This window comes from Pseudomonas sp. S2_C11, assembly GCF_054668395.1.
On sequence record NZ_CP162765.1, the window covers coordinates 5,407,554 to 5,429,482 of the forward strand.

Sequence of the window (21,929 nt, forward strand, 5' to 3'; positions counted from 1 at the left end):
GATTGCTGTTGAAACTGCTGATTCTCGATCGTGACGGCGTGATCAATTACGACTCCGATGCCTACATCAAGTCGGTGGAGGAGTGGATCCCGCTGCCCGGCTCGATCGAAGCGATCGCGCAGTTGAGCAAGGCCGGCTGGACGGTGGCGGTGGCCACCAACCAGTCGGGCATTGCTCGTGGCTATTACGACCTCGCCACCCTCGAGGCCATGCACGCGCGCCTGCGCGAGCTGGTCGCGGAGCAGGGCGGTGAAGTCGGTTTGATCGTGTATTGCCCGCATGGCCCGGATGAAGGTTGCGATTGCCGCAAACCGAAACCGGGAATGCTCAAAACCATTGCCGAGCATTACACGGTGCCGTTGACCAACGTCTGGTTCGTCGGCGACAGCCTTGGTGACCTGGAGGCCGCCAAAGCCGTCGATTCACAGCCAGTTTTGGTGAAGACCGGGAAAGGCGAAAAGACTCAGGGTAAAACCCTGCCGGTTGGCACCCTGATTTTTGACGATCTGGCGGCGATTGCCGCAGAACTTATCCACAACTAGAGTACTTCTGAATTTCCTGGCCAGGGATTGCTCGGGAGTGCGCTTGAACAGTCGGGGCATTGCCCCGTAACGGTAACCGTCGCCATGTCGATACTGCGGGCCTTCAGAATCTTTGTTTTTTACCTGCTGCTGGGCACAACAGCGTTGCTGTGGTGCAGTCTGAGCTTTTTCATCGCGCCGTTTCTGTCCTTCAAGGCGCGCTATCGTTTCATCAACGTGTACTGGTGCCGTTGCGCCCTGTGGCTGACCAAGGTTTTCCTTGGCATCCGCTACGAAATCAAAGGCGCGGAAAACGTGCCTGACCGGCCCTGCGTGATTCAATCGAACCATCAGAGCACTTGGGAGACCTTCTTTCTCTCCGCTTATTTCTCGCCATTGAGCCAAGTGCTCAAGCGCGAATTGCTCTACGTGCCGTTCTTCGGCTGGGCCATGGCAATGCTGCGCCCGATCGCCATTGACCGCGACAACCCGAAGGCCGCGCTCAAACAAGTCGCGGCTAAAGGCGACGAGCTGCTCAAGGACAACGTCTGGGTGCTGATCTTTCCCGAAGGCACACGAGTCCCCTACGGCACTGTCGGAAAATTCTCTCGCAGTGGCAGTGCGTTGGCGGTGAATGCGGCGCTTCCTGTGCTGCCGATTGCACACAATGCCGGCAAATTCTGGCCAAAAATCGGCTGGGGCAAACAGGCCGGAGTGATCACCGTGGTCATCGGCGAACCGATGTATGCCGAAGGCAGCGGGCCGCGCGCCATCGCTGATCTGAATGACCGTGTGCAGGCGTGGAACGAGAAAACCCAGCGTGAAATGGGCTCGCTGCCACCGGCGCCACAGGCACCGGCAGCGAGTGACCAGCTGGCTGTCTGAATTTTGTGGATAACCTGTGTACGCTTTTGCTAAAAAAGACCGCAATTGTTTTCTAACTTATTGATTTTCATAGATATTTATAAATTTATGAATTGAATAAAATCCGTGCATAAGTTTTATTCGGATGTAAAAAAACCGGCCGTTATAGCCGGTTTTTTTGTGCCCCTTTTTCATTCAGCGAGCAGCGGCAACTCGATAAGGAAAGTGGTTCCCGCATCGACCACGCTACGACACTCAATCGTACCGCCATGATGATCAATCACGGCTTTGACCATCGACAAACCCAAGCCCACGCCGTCGATGCCTTGGGCCGAAGAGAAACGCCGATACTGGCTGAACAGGTCAGGCAATTCATCGGCGGCAATGCCCTTGCCCTGATCGGTCAATTCGCAGCGCAGCCACTGTCCAGCACAGCTGACCTGCAGTTGCACAGTGCTGTCTGCGGGGCTGTACTTGATCGCGTTTTCCAGCAGGTTGAACAGGGCGCGCGTCAGCAATCCCTGATCGGCCAGAATCAGCCGCTCCTGGCATTGCTCATCGACCTCGTTGAGCAGCTCGATGCGTTTCTGCTGGGCGATCGGCAACGCCTGATCCAGCACGTCCAGTACCAGCATGGCGAACAATGTCGGGCGGAACTGGTAGGTTTCGGATTCAGCCCGCGCCAACAAGACAAAACCATCAGTCAGATCCAGCGCGCGGCGCACCTGACGCTCAATCTGCTCGAACAGCGGCGCATCAGCACCCGCCTGGTGACGATGCACATCCAGCAGGGCGAGGATCGCCGAATGGGGGGCGCGCAGGTCGTGGGAAAGAAAACGCAGCAGGACGCCGCGCTGCTCCTCAGCCGCACGCTCGGCACTCAAGTCCGTCAGGCTGAGCAGCCAACCGATCGGCGTATCGCCGTCGACCGGCAGCAGCGCCGCTCTTTCCAGGCGCAGACTGCGCTCCTTGTGATCGCGAAATTCCAGCAGCGGCAGGGTGGCCAGCGGCGGCCGCGGCGCTGTGGATAATTCCGGATAGCCGAGCCGTGCCAGTTGATCGAGTACGTCATCGCCCACCAGCGGAACCTCGAACAACTCTCGAGCTTTGCGATTACCCAGCAGGATCTTGCCCTGCGGATCACTGATCAGCGTCGCCACCGGCAGGTATTCCAGGCCATCGGCAATGAAGCGCCGGGTGTCGCGGGTGCGGCTCATGGCTTGTTCGAGCGCCATGATCTGGCCCTGCAAACGGTCGGCACCGGTGAAGCGGGTCCGCCGACGTTCAGGGAAGACTTTCGGTTCGCTGTCCAGACGTGCCAGCTCCCAGCCGAAATACGTCAGCACAACACTCAAGCGTCGCCAGTTCCAGATCAGGTAACCGAACAACATCCCCAGGGCTGCTGGCGTTGGCGACCACCAGTAGCGGACTTCGGCCAGCAGGGCGCTGGCGATCAGCGCACAGGCCATACCGGCCAAGGTTACCCAAAGCGCCCAACGCGGCCGCCACAGCAACAATCCCAGCACACCCGCGACCATCGCCACGGACAACAGAGCGCCGGGCGCTGGCGACGGATTGTGCAGATTGATCTGGGCGCGATAAGACAACAAGGCAGTCAGCGGCAACAGCACTAGACTTATCCACAACCACTCGCGCACCAGCCGCCGGAACAGACGCTGGACCTGGCTCGGCTCACGACTTTCACGTCGGCGTTGAGGGTTACGCATGAGGCAAAGGGCAGGGCAGTGGATAGGGTTTCATAGGTCTCTGGTCGGAGGCGTAGACCCGAAGAATCATAGCGGACGTCGACCACCGACGGGCTGCTTCTTTCATCGCGGCCGGGGAGTCGCTATTGTCGACATCCCAGCCCCAGCGACAAGGAACACCGCCGATGCGCGTTGCCATTCTGGACGACGAACCCGCCGAACTGCGCCGGGTCGAGCAAACCCTGGAGCAAATGGCCGAAGCGGGCGAGCAGCCGTGGTCACTGCACAGCTTCGAGCGCGGCGAAGACTTGTTGCGCCAGCTGCGCCGGGAAACCTTCGACCTGTTGATTCTCGATTGGCAACTTCCTGATCTCACGGGTCTGGCACTGCTGCGCTGGACCCGCGAACACATGGACGCGCCACCCGCTGCAATCATGCTCACCAGCCGCGATGGCGAGAGCGATATCGTTCAAGCCTTGAATGCCGGGGCTGACGATTATGTCAGCAAGCCGTTTCGCCCCAATGAGTTGAAGGCGAGGGTGGCAGCGGTATTGCGTCGGCATAGCCAACCGCGCAGCGCGGCGGGCGAAATACAGACGTTTCACGATCTGACTTTCGACGACGCCGAACTGACCGTCACCCGTGAAGGCAAACCGATCCTCATGACCGAACGCGAATACCGCTTGGCGCGCTGCCTGTTCAGCAACCTGGGGCGGCCATTGTCGCGGGATTACTTGTACGAGCGCTTCTGGCCGAACGAGGAGACAACTTCCTCGCGGCCACTGGATACGCATATCTACCGATTGCGCAACAAGCTCGGGCTGACAGCGGATCGGGGTTGGCAGTTGCTGACAATTTATGGGTATGGGTATCGGTTGGAGAGTGTCGGCACTGGGAATGAGTGAGGCAACAAAAAAACCCCGGCATTGGCCGGGGTTTTCCATGAGCGGGTAGCAAACAGGATCAGAAGTCCAGGTTGGAAACCGCCAGTGCGTTGCTCTCGATGAAATCTCGGCGAGGTTCGACCGCATCACCCATCAGGGTGTTGAAGATCTGGTCTGCACCGATGGCGTCTTCGATGGTGACTTTCAGCATGCGCCGCACGCTTGGGTCCATGGTGGTTTCCCACAGCTGATCCGGGTTCATTTCGCCCAGACCTTTGTAGCGCTGGATGGTGTGGCGCTTGGTGCTTTCGGCCATCAGCCAGTCGAGGGCTTCCTTGAACTCGGTAACGGCTTTCTTGCGCTCGCCACGCTGGATGTACGCGCCTTCATCGAGCAGGGTGCTCAGTTGCGCGCCCAGGGTGACCACGGTTTTGTAGTCGTTGCTGCCGAAGAAGTCGCGGTTGAAGGTGACGTAGTTCGACAGACCGTGGGAGATCAGTTCGACCTCTGGCAGCCAGACGCCACGTTCGCGATCCTCACGCAGGCTGGCCTTGTAGACCAGACCCGACTTCTCGTTGGTACGCAGACGGACTTCATACTGCGCCAGCCACTCTTGCATCGCTGCGTGGTCGCCCAAGGTTTCCAGACTGACGGCCGGCAGATAGATGAAGTGCTCGGTCAGCTCCTGAGGGTACAGACGCGACAGACGCTTGAGGGTCTTCATGACCATGCGGAAGTCGTTCACCAGACGTTCCAGCGCTTCACCGGAAATGCCCGGGGCTTCTTCGTTCAGGTGCAGGCTTGCATCTTCCAGGGCCGACTGCGTCATGTACTCTTCCATGGCGTCGTCGTCTTTGATGTATTGCTCTTGCTTGCCTTTTTTGACTTTGTACAGCGGTGGCTGGGCGATGTAGATGTAGCCACGCTCGATCAGCTCCGGCAGTTGACGGAAGAAGAAGGTCAGCAGCAGGGTACGGATGTGCGAACCGTCGACGTCAGCATCGGTCATGATGATGATGTTGTGATAGCGCAGCTTGTCGATGTTGTACTCTTCGCGACCGATGCCGCAGCCCAGCGCGGTGATCAGCGTGCCCACTTCCTGGGACGAGATCATCTTGTCGAAGCGTGCCTTCTCGACGTTGAGGATCTTGCCCTTCAACGGCAGGATCGCCTGGGTCTTGCGGTTACGTCCCTGCTTCGCAGAACCGCCCGCGGAGTCACCTTCCACCAGGTACAGTTCGGACAGCGCCGGGTCTTTTTCCTGGCAGTCAGCGAGCTTGCCCGGCAGGCCGGCGATGTCCAGCGCGCCTTTGCGGCGGGTCATTTCACGGGCCTTGCGCGCAGCTTCACGGGCACGGGCGGCGTCGATCATCTTGCCGACTACCAGCTTGGCTTCGTTCGGGTTCTCCAGAAGGAAGTCGGAGAAGTATTTGCCCATCTCCTGTTCCACTGCAGTCTTCACTTCGGAAGACACCAGCTTGTCTTTAGTCTGCGAGCTGAACTTCGGATCCGGCACTTTCACCGAGATGATCGCGGTCAGGCCTTCACGAGCGTCGTCACCGGTGGTGGCGACTTTGTGCTTCTTCGCCAGACCTTCCTGCTCGATGTAGTTGTTCAGGTTACGCGTCAGCGCCGAGCGGAAGCCCACCAGGTGGGTGCCGCCGTCGCGCTGCGGAATGTTGTTGGTGAAGCACAACAGGTTCTCGTTGAAGCTGTCGTTCCACTGCAGGGCGATTTCCACGCCGATGCCGTCTTCACGCTGGATGTTGAAGTGGAACACCTGATTGACCGCAGTTTTGTTGGTGTTCAGGTATTCAACGAACGCACGCAGGCCGCCTTCGTACTTGAACAGCTCTTCCTTGCCGCTGCGCTCGTCCTTGAGGACGATGCCGACACCGGAGTTGAGGAAGGACAGTTCACGAATGCGCTTGGCGAGGATGTCCCAGCTGAAGTGAATGTTCTTGAAGGTTTCGCTGGAAGCCTTGAAGTGGATCTGGGTACCGGTGGTTTCGCTGTCGCCAACGATGGCCATCGGTGCCTGAGGCACGCCGTGGACGTAGGTCTGTTCCCAGATCTTGCCACTGCGGCGAACGGTCAGTACCAGCTCTTCGGACAGTGCGTTCACTACCGACACACCCACACCGTGCAGACCGCCGGAGACTTTGTAGGAGTTGTCGTCGAACTTACCGCCAGCGTGGAGGACGGTCATGATGACCTCGGCGGCGGAAACGCCTTCCTCTTTATGCACGTCTACCGGGATGCCACGACCGTTGTCTTTAACGGTGATGGATTCGTCCGGGTGAATGATGATGCTGATGTCGTCGCAATGGCCGGCGAGGGCTTCGTCGATCGAGTTGTCGACCACCTCGAACACCATGTGGTGCAGACCGCTGCCATCGTCGGTGTCACCAATGTACATACCGGGACGTTTGCGTACGGCATCCAGGCCTTTCAGCACTTTAATGCTCGTTGAGTCGTACGTATTTTCTTCGCTCAATGCCTTCACTCCCGATGGTCGTGGGTCTGGGTGATACGGCCCTGTTCCACGTGGAACAAAGCGACTGGCGTTTCCGTCTGCCAGCCTTCCCTCAGTAATTCGTGATCTACACAGGTGATAAACACCTGGCAGCGTAAGTCTTCCAGCAAGCGGCACAGCGCGCGGCGGTGGCTCTCGTCCAGCTCGGACGGCAAATCATCCACCAGATAAATACACTGTCCGCGACGGGCCTGGCTGACCAGGTGCCCTTGGGCAATCCGCAGTGCACACACCACCAACTTCTGCTGACCCCGGGACAAAATGTCCGCGGCATTGTGTGCGCCCAATCTGAGACGCAAATCAGCTCGTTGCGGTCCGGCCTGGGTGTGCCCCATCTGCTGGTCCCGTTGTACGGAAGCGGCGAGTACGGCGCTCAATTCGCGGTCCTTGTCCCAGCCTCGGTAATAGCTGAGCGTCAAACCCTCGAGCTCAACCAGTTCGCTCAAGGTCTGTTCGAAGACCGGTTTCAAGGCTGTGATGTAAGCGCGGCGGTATTCATCGATTTCAGCGCTGGCCTGGCACAGTTCCCTGTCCCAAACCGCTTGCGAAACGGCGTCAAGTGTACCATGCCGCAGCCAGGAGTTTCTCTGGCGCAGCGCCTTCTGCAAACGCTGCCAAGTGGCCATGAAACGCGGTTCGACGTGGAACACGCCCCAGTCGAGAAACTGCCGGCGAATCTTCGGCGCGCCTTCCAGCAGACGGAAGCTGTCCGGATTGATCAACTGCAGCGGCAGGATCTCCGCCAACTGCGCAGCGCTACGGGCGTTCTGGCCGTCGATGCGAATCTGGAACTCGCCCTGACGGTCGCGGGAAATCCCCAGCGCACTGTGTCCGCCTTCAGCCAGCTCAACCTGACCGAATACGGTACAGGCGAGCTGTTCGTACTGAATAACGGGCAACAGCCGCGTGCTGCGAAACGAACGGGCAAGCCCCAGCAGATGAATGGCTTCCAGAACACTGGTTTTGCCGCTGCCGTTGGCGCCGTAAAGAATGTTGATGCGGGGGGAGGGGGAGAAGGTCACCGGGTGCAGATTGCGCACCGCGGTGACCGAAACACGACTTAACGACATTCAGGATCAGCTGATTACAGACGCATCGGCATGACAACGTAAGCCGAATCGTCATTGTCGGACTCTTGCACCAGCGCACTGCTGTTGGAGTCGGACAGGATCAGGCGAACCTGCTCGGTGGTCATCACGCCCAGCACGTCGAGCAGGTAGCTGACGTTGAAGCCGATCTCCAGCGAGCCGCCGTTGTATTCAACGCCCACTTCTTCTTCCGCTTCTTCCTGCTCCGGGTTGTTGGCCTGGATCTTCAACTGACCGCTGGCCAGTTGCAGACGGATACCGCGGTACTTCTCGTTGGACAGAATCGCGGTACGGCTGAACGCTTCACGCAACGCCTGACGATCGCCGAGTACCAGCTTGTCACCACCTTTCGGCAGGACGCGCTCGTAATCCGGGAATTTACCGTCGACCAGTTTCGAGGTGAAAGTGAACTCGCCAGTGGTGGCGCGGATGTGGTGCTGGCCGAGGACGATGCTGACATTGCCATCCGGCTCGGTGAGCAGACGCGCCAGTTCGAGGATACCTTTGCGCGGCACGATCACCTGATGGCGATCCGGCTGACCGATATCGGCCTGCATCGAGCACATTGCCAGACGGTGTCCGTCGGTGGCCACGGCGCGGATCACACCAGCGGAAACTTCCAGCAGCATGCCGTTGAGGTAGTAACGCACGTCCTGCTGGGCCATGGCGAAGCTGGTGCGTTCGATCAGACGACGCAGTTTGCTTTGCTCCAGGCTGCAGGTCAGCGAGCCCGGGCCTTCTTCGACGGTCGGGAAATCGTTGGCCGGCAGGGTCGACAGGGTGAAGCGGCTACGACCGGCCTTTACCACCAGCTTCTGCTCGTCGACCTTGATGTCGATCAGCGCATCGTTGGGCAGGCTTTTGCAGATATCCATCAGCTTGCGCGCCGGCACGGTGATGGAACCGGTTTCGGCCGGCTCTTCGAGTTGCACACGACCGACCAGCTCGACTTCCAGGTCGGTACCGGTCAGCGACAGTTGCTGGCCTTCGACGACCAACAGCACGTTGGACAGTACCGGCAAGGTCTGTCGGCGCTCGACGACGCCTGCGACCAGTTGCAGGGGTTTCAACAGGGCTTCGCGTTGAATGGTGAAATGCATGGTCTAGTCCCTTGCCTTAATAAGCTGCGCTGGTGTTCATCAAGTGGTCAGTGTACGCAGCAGGTTCTTGTAGTCCTCGCGGATGTCCGCGTCGGATTCCTTAAGTTCGTTGATCTTGCGGCAGGCGTGCAGCACGGTGGTGTGGTCGCGGCCGCCAAACACATCGCCGATTTCCGGCAGGCTGTGGTTGGTCAGTTCCTTGGACAACGCCATGGCCACCTGACGCGGACGAGCCACCGAGCGCGAGCGGCGCTTGGACAGCAGGTCGGAAATCTTGATCTTGTAATACTCGGCGACGGTGCGCTGAATGTTATCCACAGAAACAAGTTTGTCCTGCAACGCCAGCAAGTCTTTCAGGGATTCGCGAATCAGCTCGATGGTGATGTCGCGGCCCATGAAGTGCGAGTGAGCGATCACACGTTTCAGCGCGCCTTCCAGCTCACGAACGTTCGAGCGGATGCGCTGGGCGATGAAGAACGCGGCGTCATGGGGCAACTCGACTTTGGCCTGATCGGCCTTCTTCATCAGGATCGCCACGCGGGTTTCCAGTTCCGGCGGCTCGACCGCAACGGTCAGGCCCCAGCCGAAGCGGGATTTGAGGCGTTCTTCAAGGCCTTCGATTTCTTTCGGGTAGCGGTCACTGGTGAGAATGACCTGCTGACCACCTTCAAGCAGCGCGTTGAAGGTGTGGAAAAACTCTTCCTGGGAACGCTCCTTGCGGGCGAAGAACTGAATATCGTCGATCAGCAAGGCGTCCACCGAACGGTAGAAACGCTTGAATTCGTTGATGGCGTTCAGTTGCAGCGCTTTGACCATGTCGGCCACGAAACGCTCGGAATGCAGGTACACGACCTTGGCATTCGGATTCTTCTTTAATAGATGGTTGCCCACTGCGTGCATCAAGTGGGTTTTACCCAGGCCGACGCCACCATAAAGGAACAGCGGGTTATAGCCGTGCTTGGGATTGTCCGCCACCTGCCAGGCCGCCGCACGGGCTAGCTGGTTGGATTTACCTTCAACGAAGTTTTCGAAGGTGAACGTGCGATTCAGGTAACTGGTGTGCTTGAGCGCACCTTCTACCTGCACGGTGCGCTGCTCCGCGCGAACCGGGGCCTGCTGCGAAGCAGCACCCGCCATCGGGTCGAAGCTGTCGCGGGAAGGCTCTTCGCTGACTTCAGCGGCCTTCTGTGTGGAACGCTTGGCCGGAGCAGGGGCTGGCGTCGGTGCCGGATTGCTCGGCGGCACATTATTGGCCTGCGCCTGAGCAACCTGCGCGGCCGCCAGCGGCGCATTGGGTGCGGCACGAGGTGCCGAGCTGCGCTTGCTGCCTATTAACAAGGACAGCGCCGGCGTCGAGCCATTGCCGTGCTCATCCAGCAATTCAAGGACGCGGCCCAGGTACTTTTCGTTGACCCAGTCCAGCACGAAACGATTCGGTGCGTAGACGCGCAACTCGTCGCCTTCGGCTTCGACCTGTAGTGGACGGATCCAGGTGTTGAATTGTTGGGCAGGCAGCTCTTCGCGCAAAAGCTCCACGCACTGCTGCCAAAGTTCCACTGACACGGATATCCCCTAAGTTGAAAGCCGGTGAGGCAAAAACAAGCGGCCATTGTAGCGGCGAGCGGTTCACTTATCCACATGCAGGTAGGTCCATCTCCATCATTTATCAATGCGTTAAAGCATTAAAAGGCGACCAACGGCACATGAATAAGGCCTGTGGATAAACACCTCTGAGGACACTGGACAACTGGGGGCTAAACCCGGTGGATAACCAGCCTGTGGATAACAAGCCCTTTCACACACAGCTTTTCCGATAGCGCAGCACAGGCTGAACACGGTTTTCCACTGTAGTTGTCATTCTCTGTACACCACACAAAATAAGGCCTGATAGCAGTTATCCACAGAAGATGACGTGTCTAGCTTTTACAAGCTTTACAGAAAAGCTTTAAATAATTCCCTTCTTTATTTCTATATCAGGCTGACAGGCTTTCGAGCTGAAACCCTCCCCGGATCTATTTATAAGGAAACGCTGGTTGGAAATTGACCTGAAGGCTTGCTTTCTCTAGAATCCCCGGTCTCTTAAAACGGGGGCCATTCCGGCCCGTTGTGGACGAACCAGGTAACACGACATGAAACGTACTTTCCAACCAAGCACTATCAAACGCGCTCGTACCCACGGTTTCCGTGCTCGCATGGCTACCAAGAACGGCCGCGCAGTCCTGTCGCGTCGTCGCGCCAAAGGTCGTGCGCGTCTGGCAGTTTGATAATCCGGTACTGGAGGTGAGTCAGGACTTCAGTCGGGAAAAGCGTCTGCTTACCCCCCGGCATTTCAAGGCAGTCTTTGACTCCCCTACCGGCAAGGTTCCGGGGAAAAATCTCCTGCTCCTTGCACGTAACAACGATCTTGATCACCCCCGTCTCGGGCTGGTTATCGGGAAAAAGAGCGTAAAGCTCTCCGTTGAGCGCAATCGCCTCAAACGTCTGATGCGCGAATCGTTCCGTCTGCACCAGGATTCACTGGTCGGCTGGGACATCGTTATCGTCGCGCGCAAAGGTTTGGGTGATGTAGAAAACCCCGAATTGATTCAGCATTTCGGCAAACTCTGGAAGCGTCTGGCACGCAACAAGCCCGTTCCGGCAGTCAACACCGAAACTGTAGGGGTAGACAGTACCGATGCGTAAACTGGCCCTCGTTCCGATCCAGTTTTATCGCTATGCCATTAGTCCTTTAATGGCCAGCCACTGTCGCTTCTACCCCAGTTGTTCCTGCTACGCGTATGAAGCCATTGAAAATCATGGCCTTCTGCGCGGTGGCTGGCTGACCTTTCGTCGTTTAGGTCGCTGTCATCCGTGGAATCCCGGTGGTTATGACCCGGTTCCACCTGTCCCTACCTCCCGTTCTTCTTCGATGGCCGAGTAATCATGGATATCAAACGCACGATCCTGATCGTCGCCCTGGCAATCGTGTCCTACGTCATGGTTCTTAAATGGAACCAGGATTATGGCCAGGCTGCCCTGCCGACTCAGAATGTTGCTTCCAGTACGACTACATCCGGTTTGCCGGACACCGCCACTGGCACAAATGCTGCCAGTGACGATATTCCGCGCGCCGCCAGCGATACCAGCGCACCTGCCGAAACGCCGGTCGCCGCCAGCAAGGATCTGATTCAGGTCAAGACCGATGTGCTCGATCTGGCGATCGATCCACAGGGTGGCGACGTTGCGCAACTGACTCTGCCTTTGTACCCACGTCGTCAGGATCGTCCTGACGTTCCGTTCCAGCTGTTCGATAACGGCGGCGAACGTGTATATCTGGCGCAAAGCGGTCTGATCGGTACCAACGGCCCGGATGCAAACCCGGCCGGTCGTCCGGTTTATTCCTCGGAGAAGAAGGTTTACCAACTGGCTGACGGTCAGGATCAACTCGTCGTTGACCTGAAATTCAGCAAGGACGGCGTCAACTACATCAAGCGTTTCACCATGAAACGTGGGCTGTACGACGTCGCTGTCTCCTACATTGTGGATAACCAGAGCGCTCAGCCCTGGAACGGCGCAATGTTTGCCCAGTTGAAGCGCGACGCCAGCGCTGATCCTTCGTCGACCACTGCTACTGGCACCGCGACTTACCTGGGCGCTGCCCTGTGGACAAGTTCCGAGCCGTACAAGAAAGTGTCGATGAAGGACATGGACAAGGCGCAGCTCAAGGAAACCGTCACCGGTGGTTGGGTAGCCTGGTTGCAGCACTACTTCGTGACCGCGTGGATTCCGGCCAAGGGCGAAAACAATATCGTCCAGACCCGTAAAGACAGCAAAGGCAACTACATCATCGGTTACACCGGTCCGACTCTGACCGCTGCTCCAGGTGCGAAAGTTGAAACCAGTGCTGTGCTGTACGCCGGTCCGAAGAGTCAGGCTGTACTGAAAGAGTTGTCCCCAGGTCTGGAACTGACCGTCGACTACGGCATTCTGTGGTTCATTGCCCAGCCGATCTTCTGGCTGCTGCAACATATCCACGCCATTGTCGGTAATTGGGGCTGGTCGATCATCTTCCTGACCATGCTGATCAAAGGGATCTTCTTCCCGCTGTCGGCCGCCAGCTACAAATCGATGGCGCGCATGCGTGCCGTGGCTCCGAAACTGGCTGCGCTGAAAGAGCAACATGGCGATGACCGGCAGAAAATGTCGCAGGCCATGATGGAGCTGTACAAGAAAGAGAAGATCAATCCACTGGGCGGCTGCTTGCCGATCCTCGTGCAGATGCCGGTCTTCCTGTCGCTGTACTGGGTTCTGCTGGAAAGCGTGGAGATGCGCCAGGCGCCGTTCATGCTGTGGATCACTGACCTGTCGATCAAGGATCCGTTCTTCATTCTGCCGATCATCATGGGCGCAACCATGTTCATCCAGCAGCAGCTGAACCCGACGCCTCCGGATCCGATGCAGGCGAAGGTCATGAAAATGATGCCAATCATCTTCACCTTCTTCTTCCTGTGGTTCCCGGCGGGCCTGGTACTGTACTGGGTTGTGAACAACTGCCTGTCGATTGCACAACAGTGGTACATCACGCGTAAGATCGAAGCGGCGACGAAAAAAGCCGAGGCGTAACTTGCACTGTGGATAACACCACTCAAAGCGCCCCCTAGTGGGGCGTTTTGCTATCTGCCACTTTTGTCTGGATGCCGCTTTATGAGCACACCCCGTGAAACCATCGCCGCTGTCGCCACCGCTCAAGGGCGCGGCGGTGTGGGCATCGTCCGTATTTCCGGGCCGTTGGCCAGCGTTGCGGCAATAGCCATCAGCGGCCGAGAACTGAAACCACGTTACGCCCATTACGGACCGTTTTTCAGTGACGACCAGCAGGTGCTGGACGAAGGTCTGGCTTTGTATTTCCCGGGGCCGAACTCGTTCACCGGCGAAGACGTCTTGGAATTGCAGGGCCATGGCGGCCCGATCGTTCTGGACATGTTGCTCAAGCGTTGTCTGGAACTGGGCTGCCGTCTGGCCCGTCCAGGTGAATTCAGCGAGCGCGCCTTCCTCAATGACAAACTCGATCTGGCCCAGGCCGAAGCAATATCCGATTTGATCGAAGCCAGTTCTGCACAGGCTGCGCGCAATGCGCTGCGTTCATTGCAGGGTGCGTTTTCCCAGCGTGTGCATAACTTGACCGAGCAGCTGATCGGTTTGCGTATCTACGTCGAAGCCGCCATCGACTTCCCGGAAGAGGAAATCGACTTTCTCGCCGACGGCCATGTATTGAGCATGCTCGACAAAGTACGCGATGAGTTATCCACAGTACTGCGCGAAGCAGGGCAGGGCGCGTTATTGCGTGATGGCATGACCGTCGTCATCGCTGGGCGGCCGAATGCTGGTAAATCCAGCCTGTTGAATGCATTGGCCGGTCGCGAAGCCGCCATCGTCACCGAGATTGCTGGTACTACGCGGGATATCTTGCGCGAACATATCCACATCGACGGGATGCCGTTGCATGTGGTCGATACTGCAGGACTGCGTGACACCGATGATCATGTGGAAAAGATCGGTGTGGAACGGGCGTTGAAAGCCATCGGTGAAGCGGATCGGGTTTTGCTGGTGGTCGATGCGACCGCACCAGAAGCACTGGATCCTTTTGCTTTGTGGCCAGAATTCCTCGAATCACGACCGGATCCGGCGAAAGTCACCCTGATCCGGAACAAAGCCGATCTGACCGGTGAAGCGATTGCTCTGGAAACCAGTGACGACGGCCACGTGACCATCAGTCTCAGCGCCAAGTCCGCTGAAGGCCTCGACCTGCTGCGTGATCATCTAAAGGCGTGCATGGGTTACGAGCAGACCTCGGAAAGCAGCTTCAGCGCACGTCGCCGGCATCTGGAGGCACTGCGCCACGCCAGCGCGGCATTGGAACATGGCCGCGCGCAACTGACCCTGGCGGGCGCTGGCGAGTTGCTCGCCGAGGATTTGCGCCAGGCTCAACATTCCCTGGGTGAAATTACCGGGGCGTTCAGCTCTGATGATTTGCTCGGAAGGATTTTCTCCAGCTTCTGCATCGGCAAATAAAGAAAGGGGCTGTGGATAATCCATCCACGGCCCCTTTTTTGTTCACCAGTTATAGGACACCGTACCGAGCAAAGTACGATCCTCGCCCCAGTAACAGCGACCTGCGTCGTTGCATCCCGAAACGTATTCCTTATCGAACAGGTTCTTCGCGTTCAGATCGACACTCCAGTGTGTATCGATCTGATATCCAACAGCCGCGTCGACCAATGTCACGTCGCCGGCATCCAGTTTTCCGTAGAGAGAAGGCGAAGTGTAGGCAAACGCACTGTCGAAATAGCGCACGCCACCGGCCACATACAAGCCTTTCAGATTACCGTCGAGGAAGCGATATTTCGCCCAGGCCGACGCTTGATTACGCGGCACGCCGGTCATTTGATGGCCCTTGACCAGCGACGTCGCCGAATCCTTGGTAATTTTTGCGTCGGTGTAGGTATAAGCCGCCGTGACATTGAGGTTCTGCGTCAAATTACTGTTGAGTTCCAGCTCCACCCCTTTGGCGCGGCTTTCGCCCACCTGGCGATAGGTTGACGTCGTTGCGTCGAAATAGGTGTCGTCCTTTTTGCGCAGGTCATACACCGAAGCGGTGAAAGCGGTGTCCCAGCCCATCGGTTCGTACTTCAAACCCACTTCGTACTGGCTGCTGGTGATCGGATCAAGCGGTGCGCCGGCATTGGAAATCTGCTGCACCGGCACGAACGCTGTTGAATAGCTGACATACGGCGTCATGCCGTTGTCGAACTCATACATCACGCCGCCCTGATAGGTGAACTTCTTGTCCTCGGAGCTGATGTTGCTGCCTCGCGCCACCTTGTCGCGGAAGTCACTGTCGACCCAGTCCTGGCGCCCGCCCAGCAGGAACAGCCAGTGGTCGTACTTGCTCTGAATCTGTGCATAAACACCCTTCATCTGCTGCTCGAGCAAAGTGTTCTGCACGGCAATTGGCGTGGTCGGATCGCGCAGGTAAACCGGGTTATACACATCGATCGGCCCGACAACGCCGGCATTCCAGTCCTGGTTGAACGAGGTGCGATCGTAGCTGACGCCAAACAGCACGGTGTTTTCCAGCTCGCCCGCCTCGAACTTGCCTTCGAGCTGGTTATCCAGCGAATACACCATGGATTTGTTGAAGCGATCGTAAGCGGTCACGTTCAACCGCGTGCCGAAACCGGCGTTGTTCAGATTGCCCGGCCAGGTTTCGTGGCGGGTGATGCGCGACTGCATGTAACGCGAGTTCTGGCGGAACTGCCAGTCATCGTTGAACGAGTGGCTGAACTCGTAACCGCTGCTCCAGGTTTCCCGTTCGAAGGTATTCCAGTCCGGATCGCCGAGCATCGTGTCTTTGGATAACCGGCCGTTGGGATTGCTCAGCAACGTACCGGCGGCCGGCAGGCCAAGCTCCATGTTGGTGTGGTCTTTCTGGTAGTTGGCCAACAGCGTCAGCGTATTGAAATCGTCGAAATTCAGGGTCAGCGAAGGGGCGACATAAATCCGGTCGTCAGGAACGTGCTCGGTCTGGGTATCGGATTTGCGCCCCAGCATCACCACGCGTCCGAGAACGTTGCCGCTGTCATTGAGCGGGCCGGAGACATCTACGCCGATTTGCCGGCGATTGTTCGAGCCATAGCCCAATTGCACTTCGCCCTGAGGCGCGGCGGTCGGGCGTTTACTGACCAGATTGACCAGACCGCCCGGCGCATTTTCGCCATACAGCAGCGACGACGGGCCACGGAATACCTCGACCCGTTCAAGTCCGTACGGCTCGGTGCTGGTGTCATAGCGATTGCCCTGCACGCGCAGTCCATCGCGCAGCAGACCGTAGCCGTAATCGGTGGCGTTGAAACCACGGATATAGAACAGGTCGCCAGCCAGGCTGTCACCGGCGGCGAACGGTGGGGCGAAGATCCCCGGCACGTAGCCGAGGACGTCGGTGAGAGTCTGGGATTTCTGATCCTTGATCCGCTGCCCGGTCACCACTGACACCGAACGCGGTGTTTGCGACAGCGGCGTACTGGTTTTCGTACCGATCCGGCTGTTTTGCGCCTTGTAGCCGACGTCGGCGGCGTAATCCAGATGCATTGGATTGCCCAACTGCGCATTGATGTTGGTCGGCGCCAGTTCCAGGGCGTCACCGTTGGGCACGTTCTGCAGAATGTAACTGCCGGGTGCTTGTGGCACTGCCTGTAAACCCGAGCCTTGCAGCAATTGAGCGAAACCTTGTTCGACGCTGAAATCGCCATTTAAACCGGCACTGCGCAAGCGGCTGGTCTGCTGCGGCGAGAACGACAAAATCACATTGGCGGCAGCGGCGAACTGGCTCAAGGCACTATCCAGCGGGCCGGCGGCAATGGCGTAACGCTGGGATACCGACGCCGCGAAGGCGCTGTTGCTGATCACCAGATAAGACGCAGCGCTGGCCATCAATAAGCTGCATGCAATGCAATGTGGAGAAAAGCGCTGACGGAACGTGGGAAGACGCATGTGTGGATTAGCCCTAAGGTGGCGAAGAGCCGCGTTTATCGCGATTACCTGTAGGGCCGGGTCAGGGCGAAAAAAGATAACCCTGCTTGAAATTATTTTTCCCCAGGCATTTTTTGATCAAGCGCTATGGCTGATCGAGATCCAGTAACGGCTGAAATAGCGCACGTTGATTGGCAACGAGGCCTGAAGGTTGGCCAGCACTGCGTCGGTCGAATCGAGCCGGAAAGTCCCGGAGACCCGCAGATCCCGGGCGCGGCGATCACAATGCAATACACCACTGCGATAGCGTCCCAACTCCGCGATTACGTCGCCCAGGCGCGCGTCGAGAACGATTAACTGGCCGTTGATCCAGCCGACGTCTGATGGTTGGAAGGGATGACTGAGGCCGATATGTCGACTGTCGAAATCCGCGCCTTCGCCTGCTTTCAGAATGAGCGCAGCAGTGGATGACTGCGCGGGTTGAACGCTGACTCGATCTTCCAGCACCCCAACTCTGGTTGAGCTGGACATCTGATGCACCGAGAACCGGGTGCCCAAAGCTTGAATCCGCCCGTCGCGGGTTTGCACATAAAACGGCCGCTGATCGCCAAGCTTGCCGGTTTGGATGAGGATTTCACCGGCACGCAGTTGAATCAGGCGTTGCGCTGCGTCGAAAGAAACATCGATGGCCGAGTCGGTGTTGAGCTGGATCTGGCTGCCATCGGCCAGGCTGATGGTGCGACGCTGACCCACACCGGTTTTATAGTCGGCCCAAACGTTGCCGAGGGATGTGTGTCGTTGAGCACTCCAGCCAACGAAGCCTGTTCCCGCTGCGAGCAGCAACAGCTTGAGCACCTGCCGGCGGTGCTGACCAGTGTTATTGAGCGCACGTCGTTTCAGATCCTGCGGCAGCGTACCGAGGTGGCGCTGCAATTGTTCCATCTGGTTCCACGCCGCCAGATGCGCTGGATCGCTGTCTATCCACAACTGCCAGGCCTTTTGTTCGGCAAGGCTCGGTGGCTGAGACTGAAACTGCACGTACCAGCTGGCGGCAGTTTCCAATACCTGACGGTTTGCAGCGGCGGCCATCATGGCTGCGCCATGACCAGGGCGCACTCAGTCAGGGCGCGGATCATGTGTTTTTTTACTGTGGTCAGCGAGACTCTCAATTGCACGGCGATCTGTTGATAAGTCAGTCCGTCGACTTGCGAAAGCATGAAGATCTGCCGTGTTCGCGGACCCAGCCCGGTCAATGCTTTATCCACAGCGATCAGGGTTTCAATGATCAGCGCCCTGTCTTCTTCGCTAATGACTGACGCTTCCGGCCGAGCTGCGAGGGCCTGCAGATAAGCTCTTTCAATCGCCCTGCGTCTATAACGATCGATGACCAGGCCGCGCGCAATAGTCGTCAGGTAATCCCTCGGCTCACGAATATGAGCTGCATTGCGCGCCGCCAGAACTCGCAAAAACGTGTCATGCGCCACATCGGCTGCATCGCAGGCGTTGTGCAGTTTGCCCTTGAGCCAACCATACAGCCACGAATGATGTTGCTCGTAGATTTGCTCGATCGCAGCGGTGTGGGCGGGTAGGGGCATGGGAGAAACTGATGTTTTAATGATAATGGCTATTATTAGCTTCTGTTACGTCCTCTCACAATAGCCTTTTCATTTCCTGCCCTTGGCTTGCCGAGCGTCACTAATCCCTAGCTGACGCTTTTTTTGCGTCCAGAAAAAGACATGTTGGCGATTTTCTGTGGACTAAGACCTGTGAATAACTGCTCCTGAGGTCAGTTGATAAAGGGGGTTGAAAACTGGATATAACCCGCTCTGTGGATAACCATCCCTTTCATCCACAGGCTTACACCGGTTATCCAAGGGCCTCATTGCCACATGAGCACAGAGTTTTGAACCTCTGTACACACTGTAAAACATGGCCTGTAGCGATCTATCCACAGAAATGGTGCTCAGTAAGAATAAACATAAAAACAAAGGTTTTATAAATTTCTCTTTTTTTTATTCTTTTAACCTCGAGTTCTCCACAGCTGGTTAAATTTTGTGCAAAGGGTTCTTTAGAAAGGGCGAAGTCCCTATACTTGCCGACCAGGTCCAGAAACCTGGTTTCAATATTTCCTGAATGACCTACTTAAGCAGGCACGAGGTGCGTGGTGGATTTCCCTTCCCGTTTTGAAGTGATCGTCATCGGCGGCGGTCATGCCGGTACCGAGGCAGCACTGGCGTCAGCACGCATGGGGGCAAAAACCCTGTTGCTGACGCATAACGTGGAAACCCTCGGCGCCATGAGTTGCAACCCGGCCATCGGTGGCATCGGCAAAAGCCATCTGGTCAAGGAAATCGATGCCCTCGGCGGCGCGATGGCCATGGCTACCGACAAGGGCGGCATCCAGTTTCGTGTGTTGAACAGCCGCAAAGGCCCGGCAGTACGGGCCACCCGTGCGCAAGCCGACCGAATTCTCTATAAGGCCGCTGTCCGCGAAATCCTGGAAAACCAGCCAAACCTGTGGATATTTCAACAGGCTGCTGACGACCTGATCGTCGAGCAGGAGCAAGTCCGTGGTGTCGTCACACAGATGGGTCTGCGTTTCTTCGCCGATTCCGTGGTGTTGACCACCGGTACATTCCTCGGTGGACTTATCCACATTGGTTTGCAGAATTTCTCTGGCGGTCGCGCCGGTGATCCACCGTCGATTGCTCTGGCCCACCGTCTGCGTGAGTTGCCATTGCGTGTCGGGCGCCTGAAAACCGGTACACCGCCGCGTATTGATGGCAAATCTGTGGATTTCTCGGTGATGACTGAGCAGCCGGGTGACACTCCGATCCCGGTGATGTCGTTTATGGGCAGCAAGGAGCAGCATCCCCGTCAGGTCAGCTGCTGGATCACCCATACCAATGCGCGTACCCACGAAATCATCGCGGCGAACCTTGATCGTTCGCCGATGTATTCCGCTGCCGGTGAAATCGAAGGTGTCGGCCCGCGTTATTGCCCGTCGATCGAAGACAAGATTCATCGCTTTGCCGACAAGGAAAGCCATCAGGTGTTCATCGAACCGGAAGGTCTGACCACCCATGAGCTGTATCCGAACGGGATATCCACAAGCCTGCCGTTCGACGTGCAATTGCAGATCGTGCAGTCGATCCGCGGTATGGAAAACGCGCACATCGTGCGTCCGGGTTATGCGATCGAGTACGACTACTTCGATCCCCGCGACCTCAAGTACAGCCTGGAAACCAAAGTCATCGGCGGTCTGTTCTTCGCCGGGCAGATCAACGGCACCACCGGTTACGAAGAAGCCGGCGCTCAAGGTCTGCTCGCCGGCGCCAACGCTGCGCTGCGGGCCAAGGGCAAAGAAGCCTGGTGTCCGCGCCGCGATGAAGCGTACATCGGCGTTCTGGTCGACGACCTGATCACCCTCGGTACCCAAGAGCCGTACCGCATGTTCACCTCTCGCGCCGAGTACCGCCTGATTCTGCGCGAAGACAACGCCGACCTGCGTCTGACCGAAAAAGGGCGCGAGCTCGGTCTGGTCGATGACGCGCGCTGGGCGGCCTTCTGCAAGAAACGCGAAAGCATTGAGCTTGAAGAGCAGCGCCTGAAAAGCACTTGGGTGCGGCCAAATACTCCGCAGGGCGATGCTATTGCTGACAAGTTCGGCACGCCGCTGACCCACGAATACAACTTGCTCAACCTGTTGAGCCGTCCGGAAATCGATTACGCCGGTCTGGTCGAAGTGACCGGGCAGGGCGCCGAAGATCCACAGGTCGCCGAGCAGGTTGAGATCAAGACCAAATACGCCGGTTACATCGACCGCCAACAGGACGAAATCGCTCGTCTGCGCGCCAGCGAAGACACAAAATTGCCTGTGGATATCGATTACACCAACATCTCCGGTCTGTCCAAGGAGATCCAGAGCAAGCTCGGCGCCACACGTCCCGAAACGCTGGGCCAGGCTTCGCGGATCCCGGGCGTAACCCCGGCGGCGATTTCGCTGTTGATGATTCATTTGAAAAAACGCGGCGCGGGCCGTCAGTTGGAGCAAAGCGCTTGAGTGCCAAGGTCACTTCGCAACACGCCGAAGAGTTATCCACAGGAGCCCGCGAGCTCGGTGTCAATCTCACAGAAACCCAGCACAAATTGCTGCTGGGTTACCTGGCCCTGTTGATCAAATGGAACCAGGCCTACAACCTGACCGCCGTGCGCGATCCGGACGAAATGGTTTCGCGGCACTTGCTCGATAGTCTCAGCGTGATGTCGTTTATCGAAAACGGTCGCTGGCTCGATGTCGGCAGTGGTGGTGGCATGCCTGGTATTCCGCTGGCGATCCTGTATCCGGACTCGCAGGTGACCTGTCTGGACAGCAATGGCAAGAAAACCCGCTTTCTGACTCAGGTCAAACTCGAACTGAAGCTGGATAACCTGCAAGTTATCCACAGTCGCGTCGAAGCGTTCCAGCCTGCACAGCCATTCAACGGGATCATTTCCCGGGCCTTCAGCAGCATGGAAAACTTCACCAACTGGACTCGCCACTTGGGCGATGCCGATACACGCTGGCTGGCAATGAAGGGCGTTCATCCGGCCGATGAGCTGGTAGCATTGCCGGCAGATTTCAAACTCGATAGCGAACACGCCCTGGCCGTCCCCGGTTGCCAAGGCCAACGCCATCTGCTGATACTGCGCCGCACGGCATGATTGGGAACACAAGCAAGA

18 protein-coding genes are annotated in these 21,929 nt (G+C 57.6%); 10 read left to right on the top strand and 8 right to left on the bottom strand.

The features are described 5' to 3' along the window. Nucleotides 1–2: 2 nt before the first annotated feature. Together gmhB and AB4N48_RS24285 are read left to right on the top strand one after the other, a co-directional pair. Nucleotides 3–542, top strand: coding sequence for a D-glycero-beta-D-manno-heptose 1,7-bisphosphate 7-phosphatase (gmhB, locus tag AB4N48_RS24280; RefSeq protein WP_164488352.1), 540 nt, complete (start codon nt 3–5; stop codon nt 540–542). Between the two features lie 84 nt (nt 543–626). Then, the gene (locus AB4N48_RS24285; protein WP_041476517.1) at nt 627–1,406 is read left to right on the top strand and encodes a lysophospholipid acyltransferase family protein; all 780 of its coding nucleotides are present in this window, start codon (nt 627–629) and stop codon (nt 1,404–1,406) included. 170 nt (nt 1,407–1,576) lie between these two features. Here the strand turns inward: AB4N48_RS24285 and AB4N48_RS24290 are convergent, their stop codons facing one another. Continuing rightward, a complete protein-coding gene (locus AB4N48_RS24290; RefSeq protein WP_460094437.1) occupies nt 1,577–3,112 on the bottom strand; it encodes a sensor histidine kinase in 1,536 nt (511 codons plus the stop codon). 164 nt (nt 3,113–3,276) lie between these two features. Between AB4N48_RS24290 and AB4N48_RS24295 the strand changes: the two genes are divergently transcribed. Next, the gene (locus tag AB4N48_RS24295) at nt 3,277–3,996 is read left to right on the top strand and encodes a response regulator transcription factor (protein WP_073470814.1); all 720 of its coding nucleotides are present in this window, start codon (nt 3,277–3,279) and stop codon (nt 3,994–3,996) included. A 58-nt stretch (nt 3,997–4,054) separates the two neighbouring features. On the opposite strand, the gene gyrB is transcribed toward AB4N48_RS24295, so the two are convergent. The 4 genes from gyrB to dnaA are packed head-to-tail and all read right to left on the bottom strand — an operon-like array spanning nt 4,055 to nt 10,262. After that, nucleotides 4,055–6,472, bottom strand: a complete 2,418-nt coding sequence (gene gyrB, locus AB4N48_RS24300) for a DNA topoisomerase (ATP-hydrolyzing) subunit B (RefSeq protein ID WP_024014948.1) — start codon at nt 6,470–6,472, stop codon at nt 4,055–4,057. A 5-nt stretch (nt 6,473–6,477) separates the two neighbouring features. Then, complete coding sequence (gene recF, locus AB4N48_RS24305; protein WP_056791117.1) at nt 6,478–7,581, bottom strand: DNA replication/repair protein RecF; 1,104 nt, start codon at nt 7,579–7,581, stop codon at nt 6,478–6,480. Between the two features lie 14 nt (nt 7,582–7,595). Next, nucleotides 7,596–8,699, bottom strand: coding sequence for a DNA polymerase III subunit beta (dnaN, locus tag AB4N48_RS24310; protein ID WP_016772390.1), 1,104 nt, complete (start codon nt 8,697–8,699; stop codon nt 7,596–7,598). 39 nt (nt 8,700–8,738) lie between these two features. Continuing rightward, on the bottom strand, nt 8,739–10,262 hold the full coding sequence (gene dnaA / locus AB4N48_RS24315) for a chromosomal replication initiator protein DnaA (RefSeq protein WP_252868523.1): 1,524 nt from the start codon (nt 10,260–10,262) through the stop codon (nt 8,739–8,741). A gap of 566 nt (nt 10,263–10,828) precedes the next feature. Between dnaA and rpmH the strand changes: the two genes are divergently transcribed. The 5 genes from rpmH (at nt 10,829) to mnmE (ending at nt 14,750) form a co-directional block, all read left to right on the top strand. Continuing rightward, nucleotides 10,829–10,963, top strand: a complete 135-nt coding sequence (gene rpmH / locus AB4N48_RS24320; protein ID WP_003213577.1) for a 50S ribosomal protein L34 — start codon at nt 10,829–10,831, stop codon at nt 10,961–10,963. A 16-nt stretch (nt 10,964–10,979) separates the two neighbouring features. Next, nucleotides 10,980–11,381: a ribonuclease P protein component gene (rnpA, locus tag AB4N48_RS24325; protein WP_056791338.1), complete on the top strand. Its 402-nt coding sequence runs from the start codon at nt 10,980–10,982 to the stop codon at nt 11,379–11,381. Continuing rightward, nucleotides 11,374–11,619, top strand: a complete 246-nt coding sequence (gene yidD, locus AB4N48_RS24330) for a membrane protein insertion efficiency factor YidD (RefSeq protein ID WP_027901580.1) — start codon at nt 11,374–11,376, stop codon at nt 11,617–11,619. Before rnpA ends, yidD begins: the two co-directional genes overlap by 8 nt. A gap of 2 nt (nt 11,620–11,621) precedes the next feature. Then, on the top strand, nt 11,622–13,301 hold the full coding sequence (gene yidC / locus AB4N48_RS24335) for a membrane protein insertase YidC (protein WP_041476523.1): 1,680 nt from the start codon (nt 11,622–11,624) through the stop codon (nt 13,299–13,301). Between the two features lie 81 nt (nt 13,302–13,382). Then, on the top strand, nt 13,383–14,750 hold the full coding sequence (mnmE, locus tag AB4N48_RS24340) for a tRNA uridine-5-carboxymethylaminomethyl(34) synthesis GTPase MnmE (protein ID WP_460094438.1): 1,368 nt from the start codon (nt 13,383–13,385) through the stop codon (nt 14,748–14,750). Between the two features lie 42 nt (nt 14,751–14,792). On the opposite strand, the gene AB4N48_RS24345 is transcribed toward mnmE, so the two are convergent. From AB4N48_RS24345 to AB4N48_RS24355, 3 genes are all read right to left on the bottom strand, one after another. Further along, nucleotides 14,793–17,228, bottom strand: coding sequence for a TonB-dependent siderophore receptor (locus tag AB4N48_RS24345; RefSeq protein ID WP_460094439.1), 2,436 nt, complete (start codon nt 17,226–17,228; stop codon nt 14,793–14,795). Between the two features lie 117 nt (nt 17,229–17,345). Then, nucleotides 17,346–18,296, bottom strand: coding sequence for a FecR domain-containing protein (locus tag AB4N48_RS24350; RefSeq protein WP_305381880.1), 951 nt, complete (start codon nt 18,294–18,296; stop codon nt 17,346–17,348). Beyond that, a complete protein-coding gene (locus AB4N48_RS24355) occupies nt 18,296–18,802 on the bottom strand; it encodes a sigma-70 family RNA polymerase sigma factor (RefSeq protein WP_375122920.1) in 507 nt (168 codons plus the stop codon). The genes AB4N48_RS24350 and AB4N48_RS24355 overlap by 1 nt, the downstream gene beginning before the upstream one ends. 569 nt (nt 18,803–19,371) lie before the next feature. Here AB4N48_RS24355 and mnmG point away from each other — a divergent pair. Further along, entirely contained in the window at nt 19,372–21,270 is a 1,899-nt protein-coding gene (mnmG, locus tag AB4N48_RS24360; protein ID WP_252877167.1) for a tRNA uridine-5-carboxymethylaminomethyl(34) synthesis enzyme MnmG, read from the top strand. Continuing rightward, entirely contained in the window at nt 21,267–21,911 is a 645-nt protein-coding gene (gene rsmG / locus AB4N48_RS24365) for a 16S rRNA (guanine(527)-N(7))-methyltransferase RsmG (RefSeq protein WP_095182341.1), read from the top strand. Before mnmG ends, rsmG begins: the two co-directional genes overlap by 4 nt. The last annotated feature ends 18 nt before the right edge of the window (nt 21,912–21,929 follow it).